At 69.4% G+C, this 16,354-nt stretch carries 20 protein-coding genes and 1 pseudogene; 9 read left to right on the top strand and 12 right to left on the bottom strand.

The genetic code is table 11. The features are described from left to right. Positions 1 to 407 (top strand): annotated as a pseudogene (locus ABEA24_RS41820) (hypothetical protein); the annotation flags it as partial. Positions 408 to 461: 54 nt separating this feature from the next. On the opposite strand, the gene ABEA24_RS41815 reads toward ABEA24_RS41820, so the two are convergent. Then, complete coding sequence (locus ABEA24_RS41815; RefSeq protein ID WP_345439122.1) at positions 462 to 662, bottom strand: DUF1416 domain-containing protein; 201 nt, start codon at positions 660 to 662, stop codon at positions 462 to 464. Between the two features lie 206 nt (positions 663 to 868). Between ABEA24_RS41815 and ABEA24_RS41810 the strand changes: the two genes are divergently transcribed. The 5 genes from ABEA24_RS41810 to ABEA24_RS41790 all read left to right on the top strand — a co-directional run bounded on the left by ABEA24_RS41810 (position 869) and on the right by ABEA24_RS41790 (position 6,909). Continuing rightward, a complete protein-coding gene (locus ABEA24_RS41810; protein ID WP_345439120.1) occupies positions 869 to 4,435 on the top strand; it encodes a DUF6531 domain-containing protein in 3,567 nt (1,188 codons plus the stop codon). After that, the gene (locus tag ABEA24_RS41805) at positions 4,432 to 4,704 is read left to right on the top strand and encodes a S1 domain-containing protein (RefSeq protein WP_345439118.1); all 273 of its coding nucleotides are present in this window, start codon (positions 4,432 to 4,434) and stop codon (positions 4,702 to 4,704) included. The genes ABEA24_RS41810 and ABEA24_RS41805 overlap by 4 nt, the downstream gene beginning before the upstream one ends. A gap of 547 nt (positions 4,705 to 5,251) precedes the next feature. Then, a complete protein-coding gene (locus ABEA24_RS41800) occupies positions 5,252 to 6,067 on the top strand; it encodes a hypothetical protein (RefSeq protein ID WP_345439116.1) in 816 nt (271 codons plus the stop codon). A gap of 10 nt (positions 6,068 to 6,077) precedes the next feature. Then, positions 6,078 to 6,398 (top strand): WXG100 family type VII secretion target, encoded by a 321-nt coding sequence (locus tag ABEA24_RS41795; protein WP_345439114.1) that lies wholly within the window; start codon positions 6,078 to 6,080, stop codon positions 6,396 to 6,398. Between the two features lie 34 nt (positions 6,399 to 6,432). Further along, the gene (locus ABEA24_RS41790) at positions 6,433 to 6,909 is read left to right on the top strand and encodes a WXG100-like domain-containing protein (protein ID WP_345439112.1); all 477 of its coding nucleotides are present in this window, start codon (positions 6,433 to 6,435) and stop codon (positions 6,907 to 6,909) included. Positions 6,910 to 7,069: 160 nt separating this feature from the next. On the opposite strand, the gene ABEA24_RS41785 is transcribed toward ABEA24_RS41790, so the two are convergent. The 9 genes from ABEA24_RS41785 to ABEA24_RS41750 all read right to left on the bottom strand — a co-directional run bounded on the left by ABEA24_RS41785 (position 7,070) and on the right by ABEA24_RS41750 (position 11,957). Then, on the bottom strand, positions 7,070 to 7,378 hold the full coding sequence (locus ABEA24_RS41785) for a DUF1416 domain-containing protein (RefSeq protein WP_345439110.1): 309 nt from the start codon (positions 7,376 to 7,378) through the stop codon (positions 7,070 to 7,072). A gap of 41 nt (positions 7,379 to 7,419) precedes the next feature. Beyond that, positions 7,420 to 8,259: a sulfurtransferase gene (locus ABEA24_RS41780; RefSeq protein WP_345439108.1), complete on the bottom strand. Its 840-nt coding sequence runs from the start codon at positions 8,257 to 8,259 to the stop codon at positions 7,420 to 7,422. A gap of 79 nt (positions 8,260 to 8,338) precedes the next feature. Then, on the bottom strand, positions 8,339 to 8,761 hold the full coding sequence (locus ABEA24_RS41775; protein ID WP_345439106.1) for a DUF4395 domain-containing protein: 423 nt from the start codon (positions 8,759 to 8,761) through the stop codon (positions 8,339 to 8,341). A 55-nt stretch (positions 8,762 to 8,816) separates the two neighbouring features. Beyond that, entirely contained in the window at positions 8,817 to 8,900 is an 84-nt protein-coding gene (locus ABEA24_RS53835) for a putative leader peptide (RefSeq protein ID WP_364393238.1), read from the bottom strand. Between the two features lie 158 nt (positions 8,901 to 9,058). Further along, the gene (locus ABEA24_RS41770; protein ID WP_345439104.1) at positions 9,059 to 9,475 is read right to left on the bottom strand and encodes a TlpA family protein disulfide reductase; all 417 of its coding nucleotides are present in this window, start codon (positions 9,473 to 9,475) and stop codon (positions 9,059 to 9,061) included. A gap of 137 nt (positions 9,476 to 9,612) precedes the next feature. Then, positions 9,613 to 10,323 carry an anti-sigma factor family protein gene (locus tag ABEA24_RS41765; RefSeq protein ID WP_345439102.1) on the bottom strand — a complete coding sequence of 237 codons (711 nt, stop codon included), beginning with the start codon at positions 10,321 to 10,323 and terminating at the stop codon, positions 9,613 to 9,615. Then, on the bottom strand, positions 10,320 to 10,829 hold the full coding sequence (locus ABEA24_RS41760; protein WP_345439100.1) for a sigma-70 family RNA polymerase sigma factor: 510 nt from the start codon (positions 10,827 to 10,829) through the stop codon (positions 10,320 to 10,322). The genes ABEA24_RS41765 and ABEA24_RS41760 overlap by 4 nt, the downstream gene beginning before the upstream one ends. 40 nt (positions 10,830 to 10,869) lie before the next feature. Further along, on the bottom strand, positions 10,870 to 11,574 hold the full coding sequence (locus ABEA24_RS41755; protein WP_345439098.1) for an LmeA family phospholipid-binding protein: 705 nt from the start codon (positions 11,572 to 11,574) through the stop codon (positions 10,870 to 10,872). 128 nt (positions 11,575 to 11,702) lie between these two features. Then, complete coding sequence (locus ABEA24_RS41750; protein WP_345439096.1) at positions 11,703 to 11,957, bottom strand: MoaD/ThiS family protein; 255 nt, start codon at positions 11,955 to 11,957, stop codon at positions 11,703 to 11,705. Between the two features lie 137 nt (positions 11,958 to 12,094). On the opposite strand from ABEA24_RS41750, the gene ABEA24_RS41745 reads away from it, so the two are divergent. Beyond that, on the top strand, positions 12,095 to 12,805 hold the full coding sequence (locus tag ABEA24_RS41745; protein ID WP_345439094.1) for a winged helix-turn-helix transcriptional regulator: 711 nt from the start codon (positions 12,095 to 12,097) through the stop codon (positions 12,803 to 12,805). 18 nt (positions 12,806 to 12,823) lie between these two features. Here ABEA24_RS41745 and ABEA24_RS41740 read toward each other — a convergent pair whose 3' ends face one another. Next, the gene (locus ABEA24_RS41740; protein WP_345439092.1) at positions 12,824 to 13,111 is read right to left on the bottom strand and encodes a hypothetical protein; all 288 of its coding nucleotides are present in this window, start codon (positions 13,109 to 13,111) and stop codon (positions 12,824 to 12,826) included. A 42-nt stretch (positions 13,112 to 13,153) separates the two neighbouring features. Next, positions 13,154 to 13,939 (bottom strand): hypothetical protein, encoded by a 786-nt coding sequence (locus ABEA24_RS41735; protein WP_345439090.1) that lies wholly within the window; start codon positions 13,937 to 13,939, stop codon positions 13,154 to 13,156. A gap of 118 nt (positions 13,940 to 14,057) precedes the next feature. Here ABEA24_RS41735 and mshD point away from each other — a divergent pair, with 118 nt between their 5' ends. Beyond that, positions 14,058 to 14,954, top strand: a complete 897-nt coding sequence (mshD, locus tag ABEA24_RS41730) for a mycothiol synthase (protein ID WP_425551301.1) — start codon at positions 14,058 to 14,060, stop codon at positions 14,952 to 14,954. Positions 14,955 to 15,154: 200 nt separating this feature from the next. After that, complete coding sequence (pstS, locus tag ABEA24_RS41725) at positions 15,155 to 16,255, top strand: phosphate ABC transporter substrate-binding protein PstS (RefSeq protein ID WP_345439086.1); 1,101 nt, start codon at positions 15,155 to 15,157, stop codon at positions 16,253 to 16,255. Positions 16,256 to 16,354: the final 99 nt, after the last annotated feature.

Here is a 16,354-nt window from a genome sequence, read left to right as displayed (position 1 = left end):
GCGGCGAGGTGGTGCCGCAAAGCTTCCGGACCGACGGCAGCTGGACCTGGACCGACACGGTCACCTACTACCTCGAAACGCACGGGCTGGCACCCGACCCCGAACTCCACGCACACATCACCGCCGCGCGATACCAATGCCCAGAAGTCGACGACGCCTCGACCGAACGCGCGCTGAGACACCTCCATCGTTCATCAGGCGGCGAACAGCAGGCACCACCGACCACCGACAGCGCCGGCTCCCCCGCCTTCACCGTCTCCAGCGACCCCACACCACCGCCCATCACATTGAAAAGCGGCGACGGCACCCTCAACGTCGCACCGAATCTCACCCCCGAGGAATTCCAAATCCTGGAACGCATGCGCCGAGGTCTACGGGACCGGCCATCGGGAGACCAGTCGGCCTAAAGAAAAAGGCCCGCCGCCACGCGAAGGTGACGGCGGGACTCTGAGGCCGTGTGGCTAGATGGCGACCTCGAGCTTGGCGACCTCGCCGATCTCGGCGGTCACCTGCGAGTCGATGCTGACGCCGCCCGGGGCGAGCACCCAGATCGTCCAGTCGCCGGGCGCGGCGAAGAAACGGAAGACCCCCTCGTCGCTGGTGACGACCTCACCGGTGAACTCCCCAGTCGCGTCGAGCAGGCGCGCATACGCGCCGGACACTCGACACGGCACCTTTGAGGGCAAAGGGGACAAGGGGGAACCGATTGCGGAGCCGACGAGTCTGTCTTTACGCCGGGGCTGCGCGCAAACCCGTTGAACGACCTGCCCGAGATTGCGCCAGGTATTCGTTTCGTGGTGACCTGTGGGGTCATTCCAATGGCACACTAGGCGCTCTGTGACATTCCAGCCGTATGAGGAGTTCGCGGGTGCCCGGTGGTCGGTTCGGCCTGTTCGAGCCAGTGCTGCGCTGGATGCGGACCGTGCCGGAAGGTGTCGCCCGGCAGTCCCGGAAGGTGCTGCCGAAGTTGCGCGGCTTGCGGACTGGCGTGACGAACGCGCGCGCGAAGGCGTGGCGTTACGTCTCCCGTCCGACGACCCGCGACCCGATCGACGTGGCGTCGGGTGAGGTCGTGCTGCGGCAGGTCGACATCGACCTGCCCGGCTCGCTCCCGTTGGTCCTCGAACGCACGCACGTCTCCTCCTATCGCGAGGGCGCACTCTTCGGCGCCTCGTGGGCCTCCACGCTGGACCAGCGCGTGGAGGTGGACGGCTCCGGCGTTGTCTTCGCCGCGGCGGACGGGATGATCCTCATCTATCCGCCCGCGACGGTTCCCGGTGTCGCCGTGTGGCCCGAGGAAGGGCCGCGCTGGCCGCTCGTGCTGACCGAGGATGGCGGCTATGAGGTCAATGACCCGCAGCTCCGCCGCACACTGCACTTTCCGCCTGGATCGGCCGACACCTTCCGGCTCGGCGCGATCAGCGACCGCAACGGCCGACGGATCGATCTTCTTTACGGGGACGACGACAACCAGGGCAGCGCGCCGCGCGAGATCCGGCACTCGGGCGGCTACCGGATCGGCGTCGAGAGCGACGACGCTGGGCGCGTAACGGCCTTCCGGCTGCTCACCGATGACGGTGCCGTGCCGCTGGCGCGGTTCGGTTACGAGTCGGGCCGGCTAGCGTGCGTGGCCGACGCGTCGGACCGGCTGCTGCGGTTCGAGTACGACGCCGAGGAACGGCTGACCGGCTGGGTCGACCGCAACGGCGGCTGGTACCGCTACGTCTACGACGAGCACGGCCGTGGCGTCCACGGCTACGGAGCGGACGGCTACCTCGACGTCCGGCTCGCCTACGGCGACGGGTTCACCGTCGTGACCGACTCTCTGGGGAACCAGACAAGATTCCACCTGAACGAGCGCGGGCAGGTGGTCGCGAAGACCGACCCACTGGGACACGTGACCCGCTCGGAGTGGGACCGTTACGACCGGCTGCTGGCGCGCACTGACCCTCTCGGCGGGCTGGCCCGCTACGCCTATGACACGATGGGGAACCTCACCGAGGTCGTACGCCCGGACGGTGCCCGCTTCACCGCCGCCTACAACGCGCTCGGCCTGCCCACCGAGGTGACCGGCCCCGAGGGTGAGATCTGGCGGCAGGCCTATGACGAGTGCGGCAACCTCACCGTGTCGGTCGACCCACTGAACGCGACGACCTCCTACAGATACGACGAGCGCGGCCACCTGAGCGGCGTCACCGACCCTCTCGGCGCCGTGACCCGCCTGATGACCGACGCCGCCGGGCTGCCGGTCGCCGTCACCGACCCCGCAGGCGGCACCACCCGGTACACGCGCGACCCGTTTGGGCGCGTGTCCGAGGTCGCCGACCCGGTCGGCGGCATCACCCGGTACCGGTACACCCCCGAAGGGCGGCTCGCCACGCGCTCGCTGCCGGACGGCGCCACCGAGCGCTGGCTCTATGACGGTGAGGGCAACCTCGTCGCCCACGCCGATGCGGCCGGGCACACCACCCGCTTCGAGGTCACCCGCTTCGACGTACGGTCCGCGCGGACCGGGCCGGACGGCGCGCGCACGGAGTTCACCTATGACACGGAGCTTCGGCTGACCGCGGTCACCGACCCGCGCGGGCTGGTGTGGCGGTATGAATACGACGCCGCCGGTCACCTGATCCGCGAGACCGACTTTGGCGGACGCACCCTGACGTACGTCTATGACGCGTGCGGGTGGCTCTCTGAGCGCGTCAACGGCTTGGGCGAGACCACTCGCCTCACCCGTGACCGGCTCGGCAACGTGACCGAGGTCCGTACCGGCGCCGAGGTGACCACGTTCGCCTACGACCGCGCGGGCCGCCTGGTCCACGCGGTCAACGCCGACGCCGACCTCCGTTTCGAACGCGACGTGTGCGGCCGCGTCACCGCCGAGACCTGCAACGGCCGTACGGTCTCCTCCCTTTACGACGCCGCGGGCCACCGCGTGTGGCGTCGCACGCCCGCCGGGGCCGAGGCGGCATGGCGCTACGACTCCGCCGGGCGGCCGGCGGTGCTGGAGACCGCTGGCCGGACCCTTCGGTTCGACCATGACGCCGCGGGCCGGGAGGTCCGTCGGTGGATCGGCGAGACCGTGGTCCTCGACCAGCAGTGGGACTCCGGCCACCGGATGAGCGGGCAGACCCTGTGGGGCGACCGTGCGACCGGGCGGCCGCTCGTGGACCGCGGCTACGCCTACCGGGCCGACGGTCTCGTGCGTGCGATCAGCGACGACACGTTCGGGACCCGCGACCTGACCCTGGACGCCAACGGGCGGGTCACCGCCGTCCAGGCGCCGGCGTGGAGCGAGCGCTACGCCTATGACCGGGCCGGCGACCTCGTCTACGCGACGTGGCCAGGTACGGCATCCGCCGAGGCCACCGGCGAGCGCGAATACGCCGGCACCCTTCTGCACCGGGCCGGTGAGGTGCGCTACGAACACGACGCCCAGGGCCGCGTCGTCTCGTCGGGCGGATCCGGGACCTGGCGGTACTCCTGGGACGGCCAGGACCGCCTCGCCGCGGTGACCACGCCGTTCGGTCACCGCTGGCGTTACCGGTACGACCCGCTGGGGCGCCGCATTGCCAAGCAGCGGCTCGACTCCGGCGGCGAGGTCGCCGAGCAGACCGACTTCACCTGGGACGGCGCCGTCCTCGCCGAGCAGAGCGAGGCCGTACGGGCGGACTCAAGAATCGTCCGCAGGTCCCTCACGTGGGACTGCGTCCCGGGCGACCTGCGCCCGCTCACGCAGGTCGAACGCCAGATACCAGGTGCCGGTCAGGAGTTCCACGCGGTCATCACCGACCTCACCGGCGCGCCCGACGCGATGGTGGACACCACCGGGAACATCACCTGGAGATCCGGCGCGACCCTCTGGGGCGTACGGCCACCGGACCCGGCCGGCCGGACCAGCTGCCCGCTGAGATTCCCCGGCCAGTACCACGATGCCGAGACCGACACCCTCTACAACTATCGCCGGTACTACGACCCGGCCACCGCCCGCTATCGCAGCCCCGATCCGCTCGGCCTCGTGCCCGGGCCGAACCCGTACGCGTACACCCGTCATCCCCTCATGTTCAGCGACCCGTTCGGGCTGGCGGCCTACACCACCATGTACCGGACGTCGCCAAAGGCGCGGGGCGAGGACGAGCTGAAGCACGGCCTCAACCCTGACCACTTCCCCCGTACGCCGGACGGGAGTCTCGACGGCGCGGCGCACTTCGGGAACGAGAAGGTCGCGGTGGACTGGGCGAGGATGCACCCGGACACGCATGGGACCGGCTTCCGGGTCGACGTCCCCGACAGCTGGTTGCGACCGCGCGTGGATTCCGGTGAGATCGAGGTATGGGAGGGCTTCACCGAGGAGCACCTCGAGTACGTGATCCCGAAGGAGCTCTTCGGTGAGTTCAACGCCTTCCAGCGGCATCCGTGGAACGGTCAGGTGTCATGAGCGACGAGCTGAAGAGATGGACCATCGTCCTCGGTGAGGTGGTTGCGCACATGCCGTACGGACTGAGGGTGCGGGTCCCGTCCGGCGAGATCGGGGTGCTGGACTCCGCCTACCTCGATGACGTTCCCGTCGCCCCGTCCGACTGGCCGGATGTTGGGTCGCGGATCACCGTCGTCTCCGGCGGTCGCACCAGCGGTGGCCAGTTGCGCCTCAGCGCCCGGCCGAGCCATCTCGCGCACGCCCGTGAGCTGGCCCGTACCCCTCACTGACGGCCATCCGGAAGTGATGATAGCTCGACGACACCTACCCGATCGGGCTCGCGCTGCTGGCCACCTTGCGCTTCGTACACCTGGCCGTCACCGACCCCGACCACCGGCCCATGTCCGCACCCGGTCAGGGTGACTTGCTGGCCGAGCATCGTCGACCAGCACGCCGCCGACCGATGGATCACCTACGCCGAGCACGGCAAGACCGTCCACGTCATCCTCCCCGCCCCGGCATCACCCTGACCGGCGCGGAACTCGCCGCACGTCGGACCCCGGCATGACCTTTGCCGCCGCTCTCGCCTCCTTGCCGCCGGCAGGTACCCCCGCCTGCGGTATTCGCCGCTCCCCGAGGCGTTCGCCGAATGGTCGAGCGGCGCAGGCGTTCCAGGACGCGTCGATCGCTTCTGTCCCGTCGTCCCAGGCGATTGAATGGATCCGGATCCAGGCGACCGACGTCAGATACGGCGAAATACCCGAGATGCCGTGAGATGAGCATGTGAACAGTCCGTAGAGTTACCTAGTCACAGAGCCGACCACAGGGGTGATCGCGGTGCCGGCGCCACTCGATGACGAGGAACTCGGGCAGCTGATGCGGGAGACACGCACGCTGGTCGACGCGCTCCGCGCCGGCGAGGCCCCGAACGAGGCGCCGGATGTCGAGGGACAAGGCGAGACCGCGAATGAGCGGGTACGGGTCACGGCGCGTGCCGGGCGTATCGGCTCGATCGTGTTCGATCCCCGCCTGCTGCGGCTCTCCCCGGAGGAGTTCGCCGACGCGATCCGCGACGGCGTCAATGCCGCGCTCGGCGATTTTCTCGGGCGGTCGGCGTCGCAGGCGGTCCCCGATCTGGCGGCGCTCAGCGAGATGATGCACCGGGTCCAGAACGAAGGTCTGCGCCAGATGACGATCATCTCTGAGGGGATCGCCGACGCGATGGCCAAGATCCGCGAGCGGACGTACATCAGCGGCGATCCGATGCCCCACGGTCTGGAGCAGTTGCTGAGTCTCGCGCAGAGCAACGTCGACGACGCGCTCGCCGTCACCGGTGGCCGGGAGGACGCCCGCGGGGAAGGCTCGGCGGCGCGCGGAAAGATTCGCGTCGTCGCCGCGACCGACCGCGTGGAGTCGGTCACGGTCGACCGGCAGGTGATGCGGATGACCTCGCACGAGTTGGCCGAGCAGTTGAGGACCGCGGTGAACTCCGCCCTCGACGACGTACCCGCGAAGGCGGTCGAGCAGGCCGGTGTGAACTTGGACGAGTTGAGGCAGCGAGTGCGCGAGGTCCAGGACATGAGCCTGGAGCAGATGCATTCCTACACACGTGCGCTCCGCGACATCATGCGGAGCATCGGAGGGCCGGAGTAAAGGAGGTTCCATGAGCGAGATGGAAGTCTATCCGGCGGACATACGCACCTCCGCTGGAGGCGTGACGTCGTCGGCCGACGCGGTGCAGGGACATGTCAACAGCCACCAGGCGAACATGGCAGACATGGCTGACGTGTGTGGCGACGACGACCTCGGCTCTCTCATCTTGGGCTGTTACCAGGCGATTCACGAAGTGGCGTTCGGCTCGTACAACGACAACAACAGCGAGTTGCACAACCACGCGAAGACCCTCAACGCCATGGCGGACAACTACGACGCCGGCGAGCAGGCGAACACCTATGAAGTGAACAACGTCAACAAATATCTCTGACCGATCGGCATCCGGAAGGTGCTCAGGTAACGACATGGGCATGCAACTCCCCGGCGAACTCGCCACACTTCTCCAGGATCTGGGCTTCATGTGGCCGAAGTCCGACGAGGAGAAGCTGTTCCACAAGGGTGGCCACTGGCTGAACTTCGGCGGCCAGCTCGACCAGCCGGTCAGCAACGCGAACGACCACGCGACACGTGTCTACACCCAGAACAAGGGCGAAGGCGTGCAGGCGTTCCAGACTTCCTGGAACGGCCAGGACTCCCCGCACAAGAACCTTCTCAACGGCACGACCGGCGCCACGATCATCAGCGCGGGCCTGATGATCTGCGGCGGGATCGTCCTGGCGCTGAAGATCAACGTCATCGTCCAGCTCGTCCAGCTGGCGATCGAGATCATCACGGCCGCCACCAGCCTCGTCGCAGCCGCCTGGATCCCCGTCTTGAAGAAGATCACCAGCATGCTGATCAATCTCTGCCTCAGTCTCGCCATGAACGCGGTCCTGGGCTGAGCTGAGGCCCGACACCAAGTCGCCGTCCCGCGCGCCTCACGAGGAATCCGGCGGCGTTCGCCGATGGGCCGATGCGAAAGAATGGTCAGCCCGACGACCTCCCGAAACACATAGTCCCGCCGCCACGCGAAGGTGACGGCGGGACTCTGAGGCCGTGTGGCTAGATGGCGACCTCGAGCTTGGCGACCTCGCCGATCTCGGCGGTCACCTGCGAGTCGATGCTGACGCCGCCCGGGGCGAGCACCCGGATCGTCCAGTCGCCGGGCGCGGCGAAGAAGCGGAAGACCCCTTCGTCGCTGGTGACGACCTCACCGGTGAACTCCCCGGTCGCGTCGAGCAGGCGCGCGTACGCGCCGGACACCGGCGCGCCCTCGCGTACGACTGTGCCCTGGATGACCGCTTCGTTCGCCAGGTCGACCGTGGCCGGCAGGCTCGCCGTCTGGGCCGGAGCTCCGCAACCGTCGCTCATTGTTCCTCCTTTGGGATGCGCGTCCTTGTGCCGACGAACGGCTACTTGGCGTCGCCGAGCTCGATCGGCACGCCGACGAGCGAGCCGTACTCGGTCCAGGAGCCGTCGTAGTTCTTGACGTCGGGCAGGCCCAGCAGCTCGTGCAGGGCGAACCAGGTGTGCGACGAGCGCTCACCGATGCGGCAGTAGGCGATGGTCGGCTTCGACAGGTCGACGCCGGCCTCTTCGTACAGCTTCTGCAGCTCCTCGTCGGACTTGAAGGTGCCGTCGTCGTTGGCCGCCTTCGACCACGGGATGTTGCGCGCGGTCGGGATGTGGCCGGCCCGCTGCGCCTGCTCCTGCGGCAGGTGCGCGGGAGCGAGGAGCTTGCCGGAGAACTCGTCGGGCGAGCGGACGTCCACGAGGTTCTTCGTGCTGATGGCGTCAACGGCCTCGTCGCGGAAGGCGCGGATCGTCAGATCCTGCTCCTGGGCGACGTAGTCCGTCTTCGGCCGCGACGGGACCGCCTCGACGAGCTCGCGGGAGTCCAGCTCCCACTTCTTACGGCCGCCGTCGAGCAGCTTGACGTTCTGGTGCCCGTACAGCCTGAAGTACCAGTAGGCGTACGCGGCGAACCAGTTGTTGTTGCCGCCGTAGAGGATGACGAGGTCGTCGCTGGCGATGCCCTTCTCGGAGAGAAGGTTCTCGAACCCGGTCTTGTCGACGAAGTCGCGGCGGACCGGGTCCTGGAGTTCGGTCTTCCAGTCGATGCGAACGGCGCCACGGATGTGGCCCTTTTCGTAGGCGCTGGTGTCCTCGTCGACCTCGACGAGGACGACACCCGGGTCGTCGAGGTGAGCCTGCACCCAGTCGGCATCGACCAGGACGTCGGAGCGGCTCATGCGTTGGTCCTCCTTGTGGAGTTCGGCGGATCGTTCTTCGGGTGTTCGTGGCAGGGCCGTGTCTTCGAAAGAACCCGGCCTACGGTGCGGCCCGCCTCGGAGCGAGCCGCCGGATCAGCAGATAAGCCTCACAGCCCAGGCAGAACCCGAAGGCGGCGTTGAGGAACGCGGCGACGAGCGCGAGCGCCGTCGCGGCCATCCCCAGTGCCGGAACCTTCATGACGTATCCGAACACCCCGATGAGGGCGAACGCCGCTCCCACTCCCTGTGCGAAGCGCGGCGGCGCCTCCGGCTCGAACTCACGGGGAGCACCGAGCCGGGGTCGGACGAGTGCCTGGTAGATCAGGCCGTACGGGGCATTGCGGAGACCGAAGACGACTCCGACGAGGAACACGACGGCCTGGGCCGCCAGCAGCAACCAACTGCTACTCACAAGGACGACGATCAAGACGATTGCGGTGAGGGTCGCGCCGAAACGCTGACCCCGTGGGTCGACCTGCATCGGCTGATGCTCCTGGTGACTGCGGTGGTGCGACGGGCTGGACGGGCTGACTGCCTCAGGCCGCAGGACAGAGCGCGGTGGCGACGCGGCAGAAGTCGACCGCCCGTCGCTTCGTCAGCAACTCTGTCCAGGAACGCACGGACACGATGGTAAGCGGCGTCTCGCTCTTCGTAAAACCCCGTCTCGGCCATCGAGACGTGAAAGACTGCCCCAGCACAGCCCCGGACCTGCGCGGACGCCTTCGGAAGTATCTTGAATCCGCGGCGTGCCGTGGCCTTACCACGCTCGGGACGCGCCTCACGCCACGGCCTCGCCGAGGGCGGCGATGATGTCCGCTTTGCGGGGCAGGCCGGAGCCGCGGCGTACGATCCGGCCGGAGGCGTCGAGGACGAAGACGGTCGGGGTGCGCAGGACGTTCAGCCGCCGTACGAGGTCGAGGTTGGCCTCCGCGTCGAGCTCCACGTGGACCACGCCGTCGACCATGCCGGTCACCTCGCCGAGGACCCGCCGGGTCGCGCGGCAGGGCGCGCAGAACGCCGAGGAGAACTGCACCAGGGTCGCCCGGTCGCCGAGGTCGGCGCCGAGCTCGACGGCGTCGAGACGCTCCACGTCACCATCCCTCCGCGCGCGCAGCACACCATTGCGGTGTCGCCAGATCAGGCCGGACACCGTGGCCAGAACGAGCGCCGCCACCGCGACGTAGACGCCGGTCATCACCTCTCACAAAGGCGTGTACGGCCCCCGGCATTCCCGCAGCTCCCCAAAGTCTCGCCACGCGGCCCGTCTCCGGGCCTCCCCACGGCTCTCCACCGTCTCGCCGCTCGGCCCCGGCTCCGGGCTTCCCGCAGATGTCAGACCCGCACGCTGAGCAGCCGTTCGCCGTCGACGGTGCGCACCTCCAGGGAGGTGATCCGGTCACTGGGGATCATGGAGGATCCGGAGAACTCGGCGGACCCCTCGTACTCCACCTGCCAGCCTCCCGCGATGTCCCGTTGCCCGTCCCGGCCGACGGCGACCAGCCGGCACCGGGACCCCACCGGAGCCCCGGTCAGGCGGACCGTGAACGCCGTCCCCCACTCCTTGGACCACATGGTGATCTGCGCGCTGACGCCCGTCGCGGCGTCTTTGCCGCGCACGGTCGTCCCGCCGGTCGCCGTCGGGCCGGGCGTGGCCGTCCAGCCGGGGGTGGGAGTGGCGACGGGCCGGTCCGCGCCGAGCCGAACGCCTCCCGCGACCCCCGCCCCTCCCGTGATCAGGGCGGCGGCCGCGGCCACCGCAAGCCACCTGCGGCTCCGGCGGTTCCGGGCCCGATGCTCCGCGGCGCCGCGGGCGAGCAGCGGCTCGAGCAGTTCCTGCGGCGGCGCGCCGGCCTGCGCGATCTGCTCCTCGGTCACCCGGCCCAGCAGGGCGGGCAGGCCCGCCAGGCCCGCCAGCTCGTCACGGCACCGGCGGCAGTGGGTCAGATGGGCGTCGACCACGGCGCGTTCGGCGGGATCGATGGCGCCCAGGACGTACACCCCGAGCAGCGCCCGAAGATCGGCGCAATGGGTGTTCCGCATCATGGCGCCAACCCCCGCTCCTCCAATGCCAGTTTCAGCGCCCGCAGCGCGTAGTACGTCCGGGACTTGACCGTCCCGGGCGGGATTCCGAGGACCGCCGCCGTCTCGGCGACCGAACGTCCGCGGTAGTACGTCTCGACCAGCACGGCCCGGTGCTCGGCGCTGAGATCCGCGAGCGCCTCGGCGACCGTCCACGATTCGAGGGCACGGTCGATGTCGTCGCCCGCCGGCAGTCCGGCGAGCGCCGCCTCACCGGTCTCCGGCGGCCTCGATCTTCGCGCCCGGTGCCCGTCCACGACGAGGTTGCGCGCGACCGTGAACAGCCAGGGCCGTACGGGACGGCCGACCAGCGCGCCCGGATGACGCCAGGCACGGAGAAGCGTCTCCTGAACGATGTCCTCGGCCTGCTGGCGATCGCCGCCGGTCAGGCGCAGGACGTAGCCCAGGAGCGGTCCACCGTGCTCCGCGTACAGTGCGCGCAGCAGCCGATCGTCCGCAGTGGGTCCCACATCCTCAACACGTACGACGGGGACGGAAGGTTCACACCGATCAGTGGACGTTGAGGCTGGAGAGTTTGACGTTCTGCGCGGTGGTCGACACGCGCAGGCCCTCCGGCTTGACCTGGACGTCGCTGATCCGCGTGCCCAGCGGCAGGCCCTTGACGGGCATCGTGAAGGTGAACGCCTGACGGACGAGGCCGACCGGCACGGCCATCCCGCCCGCCTTGACCGTCTGCGGGACCACGCGGACAGTCCGGCCGGAGGGCTGCACCGTCACCGTCGCGGTGACGGTCCGCGTGACGCCCAGCACGGTGTACGGGCCGCGCACCTGCAGGGAGGAGCCCTGGGCCGAGACCTTCATGTTGTTCGGCGCCTGCTTGTTCACGTCGTCGTAGCCGATGGTCGCCGTGGAGGTCGCGGTGTCGGCGACCATCTTCGAGGCGTCGCCGTGCATCGCGTCGGACATCGGCGCGGTGACGCCCTTCAGCGCGACCGTCGTGTCGGTGAGCCGGACCCCCTGCTCGGTGAGCTCGCCCACGTTGATGTCGATCTCGTCGTACCGCCCGTCGAGCGCCTGGGTGAGGAACGGGAAGCCCTTGATGGACACCTTGGGCGTGTGGTCGAGCTGGTACTGCGAAGCGACGTTCTTGGCGATCTCGTTCTGCGCCACCCGGCGGCCGATGATGTCGCCGGCGATGAAGATGCCGCCGAGCACGACCAGCAGAATCAGGCAGGTCACGAGTGCTTTGCGCATGTCTCTCCCGATCGGCGGTAGACGATCACCCTATCGAGGGCACGGCATCCGTCGAATCACACCGCATGGTGAGATCGGCCGGGGTCGGATCGGTCGCGAGGACCACGTTCCCGTCCGTCCCATCGGCCTCATCCGCCCGCGAACGGGGGCAGGACCTCGACCGTGCCGCCGTCGGGCAGCGCGACGCCGGCGGGGTCCCTCGTGCCGACCGGAGCGCCGTCCACCAGGAAGGAACTGCGGGCGAGCACCCGCTCGAACTCCGCTCCCCGCCCGGCCGAGGCGGCCGTCAGCGCCTCCGCCAGAGTGGCGGCGTCATAGGGCTCCTCCGCGGTCCCCGCCGCCGCACGAGCGGCGGCCCAGTACCTGATCAGGCCCTTCGCCATGTTCCCTCTCCCGTGGTCTACACCACTCCGGTAGTGAGCTCTTCCTCTCCGTCCGATATCCTCTCGTACTAGGGATCCGGGCAGCGTCGCCCTCGGGTCCTCGACGTCTTTTTGGGGCCGCCGGACCGGGAGGCCGTATGAGTAGCCTGCTGTTGCTGACCAACGTGCTCGAACCCTCTGACGAGGTCCTGCCCGCTCTGGGCCTGCTGCTGCACTCCGTTCGCGTCGCGCCGGCGGAGGGATCGGCCCTCATCGACGCGCCACCGTCGGACCTGGTGCTCGTGGACGCGCGCCGGGACCTCGCCCAGGCCAAGAGCCTCTGCCGTCTCCTCCGCACCACCGGTCTCGACGCTCCGCTGATCGCGATCGTCACCGAGGGCGGACTCGCCGCGCTCACCCCGGAATGGGGGCTGGACGACGTCTTCCTCCAGACCGCCGGACCGGCCGAGGTCGAGGCGCGGATCCGGCTGGCGCTGGGGAGGGTTGCCGCCGCCGAGCCCGAAGACGTGCCCGGGGAGATCCGCAGCGGCGAGCTGACGATCGACGAGGCGACGTACACCGCGCGACTGCGCGGACGCGTGCTCGACCTGACGTTCAAGGAGTTCGAGCTGCTCAAGTACCTCGCGCAGCATCCCGGCCGGGTCTTCACCCGCGCCCAGCTGCTGCAGGAGGTCTGGGGGTACGACTACTTCGGCGGCACCCGGACCGTGGACGTCCACGTCCGGCGGCTGCGGGCCAAGCTCGGCGCCGAGTACGAGTCGCTCATCGGAACGGTCCGAAACGTCGGCTACCGCTTCGTCGCCGACCACCGGCCGCCCGCCGAGGAAGAGGTGCCGGCCCACCACTGAGCCATGGCCCGGTGAGGGTCAGCGCGGCGGCGCGCCCGGACCGGGTCCCTCCGGCGGCGATCCGGCAGGGTACGGTCCGCCCGGCCCATAGGGACCGCCCGGCTGCTGCGGCAGGTACTCACCTGGGGCGTAAGGACCTGCCTGCGGCGGCGGACCGTACGGAGCATTCGGTCTCGGCGGGAAGGACGGCTGCTGCGGGCCCGGACCGGACGGCCGCCGGTTACGACGTGCGCTCGAAGCGATGCCGACGATCAGGCCGCCGACCAGGATGACCGGCACCAGGATGACCAGCAGCTCAAATACCATCGCGGCTCCGTCTCGGCTCGGTCGTCTTCCGTGGGCGCGCGCTCAGCGGGAGCCGTAAGGGCCGTACGGAAAGCCGCCCTCCGGGTCCTCAGGCGGGGCGTGCCGCGGCCGGCGGTACGCGGGCGGGTCGTCGTATGTCCCTCGGTCGTAGGCGTCGTACGCGTCGTAGGCGGCGGGCGATCCGTACGAGTCGCGGGCGGAGCCGTACGGATCCTGCGACGAGCCGTAGGAGTCCTGGGACGAGCCGTACGGGTCCGCGGCGGACCGGGAGGAGCCCCCGCCGTACGAATCGGCGGCCGGGCCGTACTCGGACCAGGAGGGCCGCTCAGACGAGCGGCGCGGGGCGGGGACGTACGGCTCCCAGTCGGAGACGCCGGACGAGCCCGACCGGGGCGCTGCGTACGGCTCATGCGCGGGAGAGCTGTACGGCTCACGCGTAGGGGTGCTGTACGGCTCGCGTACGGGCGATGCGTACGGATCGCTAGCGCGCGTGCCGTACGGGTCACGTGAGGGTGTGTCGTACGGGTCGCGCGGCTCGGCGTACGTCTCCTGGGCGGCGGACCTGTAAGGGTCGCGTGCCGGCTCGCCGTACGGGGCCGGCTCCGCGTACGAGGAGCCGTACGGGTCGTAGGCCGGCCGGTGCGACGGCGCGGGCTCGAGTTCGAGATCGTCGTCCTCGTACCCGGCGTCGTACTCCGCCACGAGCGCCTCGTCGGGGCCGGCGAATGCCCAGCGGCGCCCCATCATCGCGAGCACGAGAACGAAGAGCAGCACTCCGACGGGCACGGCGAGCACACCGGCCATGATCGGGAGTCCGGGATCGCCCACGACGACCGCCTTCCGCGCAGGTGAGGGCCCGATCGTATGGCACCGTGACCCTCCGATGGAACGGGTGCGGACAGGTCTTCTGACATCGATGGTCAGACAACAGGGGATTACGCTGCCGATCGTGGACGTAATAGCACGGAAACGACTGACGGACGACGAGGTCAGGGCCGCGCTGGCGGTCACGGAGGCGGCCGCCGCGGCCGACGGCGTACGGCCGCTCGGCGAGAGTTCGCTGTTGCGGCTGCGCGACGGCGGCGGCGCGGTGCTCGCCCGCGACGGCGCGGAGCTGGCCGGGGTCGGCGTCCTCGACGGCGACGCCGCCGAGTTCGTGGTCCATCCCGCCTTCCGGCGCCGAGGGCATGGCCGCGCCCTGGCCACCGCGCTGCTCGAGCGGGCCGGGTCGCTGCGGGTCTGGGCACACGGTGAGCTGCCGGGCGCCGTGGCGCTGGCCGGATCGCTCGGCTTCGTACGGTTCCGGGCGCTGTGGAAGATGCGCCGCCCCCTCGACACGGCGCTGCCGGAGGCGACGTGGGCGGAAGGGGTACGGCTGCGCACCTTCGACGTCGGCGCGGACGAGGACGCGTGGGTCCGGGTCAACGCGCGGGCCTTCGCGGACCACCCCGAGCAGGGCGCGTGGACGCGCGCGGATCTGGAACGCCGCGAGCGGGAGCCGTGGTTCTCCCCGGAGGGGTTCTTCCTCGCGGAACGGGACGGCGAGCTGATCGGCTTCCACTGGACCAAGGTCCACGAGGGAGGGATCGGCGAGGTCTACGTCGTCGGCGTCGACCCGGCGGCGCAGGGGCTCGGGCTGGGCCGGGCGCTGACCCTGGCGGGCCTGCACCACCTGAAGGCGCAGGGCCTGCCGACGGTCATGCTCTACGCCGACGAGTCGAATACACCGGCGATCAGCCTCTATGAGAGGCTCGGGTTCGAACACTTCGCCACCGACGCGATGTACCGCGCCCCGGCCCCTTCACCCCGCACCGATTCGGCCACGGACGGCGCTCGGTTCTGAGAAGTCCACATCCAGGCGTGTTAACCATACGGATGCCACAAGGAACCCCTTCTTTTGCGAGAAGTCACGGTCGCGTTCACCTTCCGTTCATCTGGATCGGAGTGAGTGGACACTTCTCCTCCTTAGCGTCGGGGCCGACGGTGCCCCCCGACTGGAACAGTTCGGGGCCCCGCCCGACTAAACCTTGAGGAGAATCTTCGGTGATCAACAGCACACGGCTGGCCGCACTTGGCGGCGTGGCCCTTGCGGGTGCGCTCGCGCTGACCGCGTGCGGTACGGACGACAACGGTGGCAAGACCGGTGGTAGCGGAGGCACCGCCGCGAGCGGCGACTGCGTGAAGACCTCGGTCAACGCCGCCGGGTCGACGGCCCAGGCCAACGCCATCAGCGAGTGGACCAAGGGGTACCAGCAGAACTGCGCCGGGGCGAACCTCAACTACAACGCCAATGGCTCGGGCGCCGGCATCCAGGCCTTCACGCAGGGCCAGGCGGCCTTCGCGGGTTCCGACTCGGCCCTGAAGCCCGAGGAGCACGGCCCGGCCGACGCGCGCTGCAAGACCGGCAAGGCCCTTGACCTGCCGATGGTCGTCGGCCCGATCGCGGTCGTCTACAACCTGAAGGGCGTCGACGGCCTGCAGCTGTCGCCGACCACCCTGGCGAGCATCTTCGCCGGCAAGATCAAGACCTGGGACGACGCCGCGATCAAGAAGGACAACCCGCAGGCGAAACTCCCGAGCACCAAGATCAGCACGGTGCACCGCGCCGACGACTCCGGCACGACGGACAACTTCACCAAGTTCCTGACCGCCACCGCTCCGGACATCTGGAAGTTCGCGGGCGGCAAGAAGTGGACCGCCCCCGGCGGCCAGGGCGCGACCAAGTCCGACGGCGTCTCCACGGTTGTGAAGCAGACCGACGGCGCGATCTCCTACGCCGAGCTGTCCTACGCGACCAACGGCAAGCTCCAGACCGCGAAGGTCGCCAACGGTTCGGGCCAGTTCGTCGAGGTCTCCTCCGACACCGCCTCCAAGGGTGCGGCGGGTGCCACGATCGCGGGCACCGGCAACGACCTCGCCCTCAAGGTCGACTACAAGACCAAGGACGGTTACCCGATCGTCCTGGTCACCTACGAGATCGTCTGCGAGAAGGGCCTTCCCGACCAGCAGGCGAAGTTCGTCAAGTCGTACCTGACCTACACCTCCAGCCAGCAGGGCCAGTCGGTCCTCAGCGGCCTCGGCTACGCGCCGCTGCCCGACACGATCCTGACCAAGGTCCAGGCCGCCGTGAAGGGCCTGTCCTGACCGATCGAAGTGCCGAGCCGGTGCGGGTCATCCGTACCGGCTCGGCCGCATGTACGTAGTGAAGAGATCTCTATGAACGACAGGGTGAGTCGGTGGGCA

The sequence above is a fragment of the Actinoallomurus vinaceus genome (assembly GCF_039542055.1).
Lineage (GTDB): Bacteria > Actinomycetota > Actinomycetes > Streptosporangiales > Streptosporangiaceae > Actinoallomurus > Actinoallomurus vinaceus.
This window is presented reverse-complemented; position numbering and strand designations above follow the sequence as displayed.

Coding starts and splice junctions, on each gene's coding strand:
- ABEA24_RS41790 (WP_345439112.1), top strand. CDS start 6,433: ATGGGCATGCAACTCCCCGGCGAACTCGCCACACTTCTCCAGGATCTG.
- ABEA24_RS41805 (WP_345439118.1), top strand. CDS start 4,432: ATGAGCGACGAGCTGAAGAGATGGACCATCGTCCTCGGTGAGGTGGTT.
- ABEA24_RS41780 (WP_345439108.1), bottom strand. CDS start 8,259: ATGAGCCGCTCCGACGTCCTGGTCGATGCCGACTGGGTGCAGGCTCAC.
- ABEA24_RS41775 (WP_345439106.1), bottom strand. CDS start 8,761: ATGCAGGTCGACCCACGGGGTCAGCGTTTCGGCGCGACCCTCACCGCA.
- ABEA24_RS41785 (WP_345439110.1), bottom strand. CDS start 7,378: ATGAGCGACGGTTGCGGAGCTCCGGCCCAGACGGCGAGCCTGCCGGCC.
- ABEA24_RS41795 (WP_345439114.1), top strand. CDS start 6,078: ATGAGCGAGATGGAAGTCTATCCGGCGGACATACGCACCTCCGCTGGA.
- ABEA24_RS41740 (WP_345439092.1), bottom strand. CDS start 13,111: ATGGTATTTGAGCTGCTGGTCATCCTGGTGCCGGTCATCCTGGTCGGC.
- ABEA24_RS41765 (WP_345439102.1), bottom strand. CDS start 10,323: ATGATGCGGAACACCCATTGCGCCGATCTTCGGGCGCTGCTCGGGGTG.
- ABEA24_RS41750 (WP_345439096.1), bottom strand. CDS start 11,957: ATGGCGAAGGGCCTGATCAGGTACTGGGCCGCCGCTCGTGCGGCGGCG.
- ABEA24_RS41755 (WP_345439098.1), bottom strand. CDS start 11,574: ATGCGCAAAGCACTCGTGACCTGCCTGATTCTGCTGGTCGTGCTCGGC.
- ABEA24_RS41770 (WP_345439104.1), bottom strand. CDS start 9,475: ATGACCGGCGTCTACGTCGCGGTGGCGGCGCTCGTTCTGGCCACGGTG.
- ABEA24_RS41745 (WP_345439094.1), top strand. CDS start 12,095: ATGAGTAGCCTGCTGTTGCTGACCAACGTGCTCGAACCCTCTGACGAG.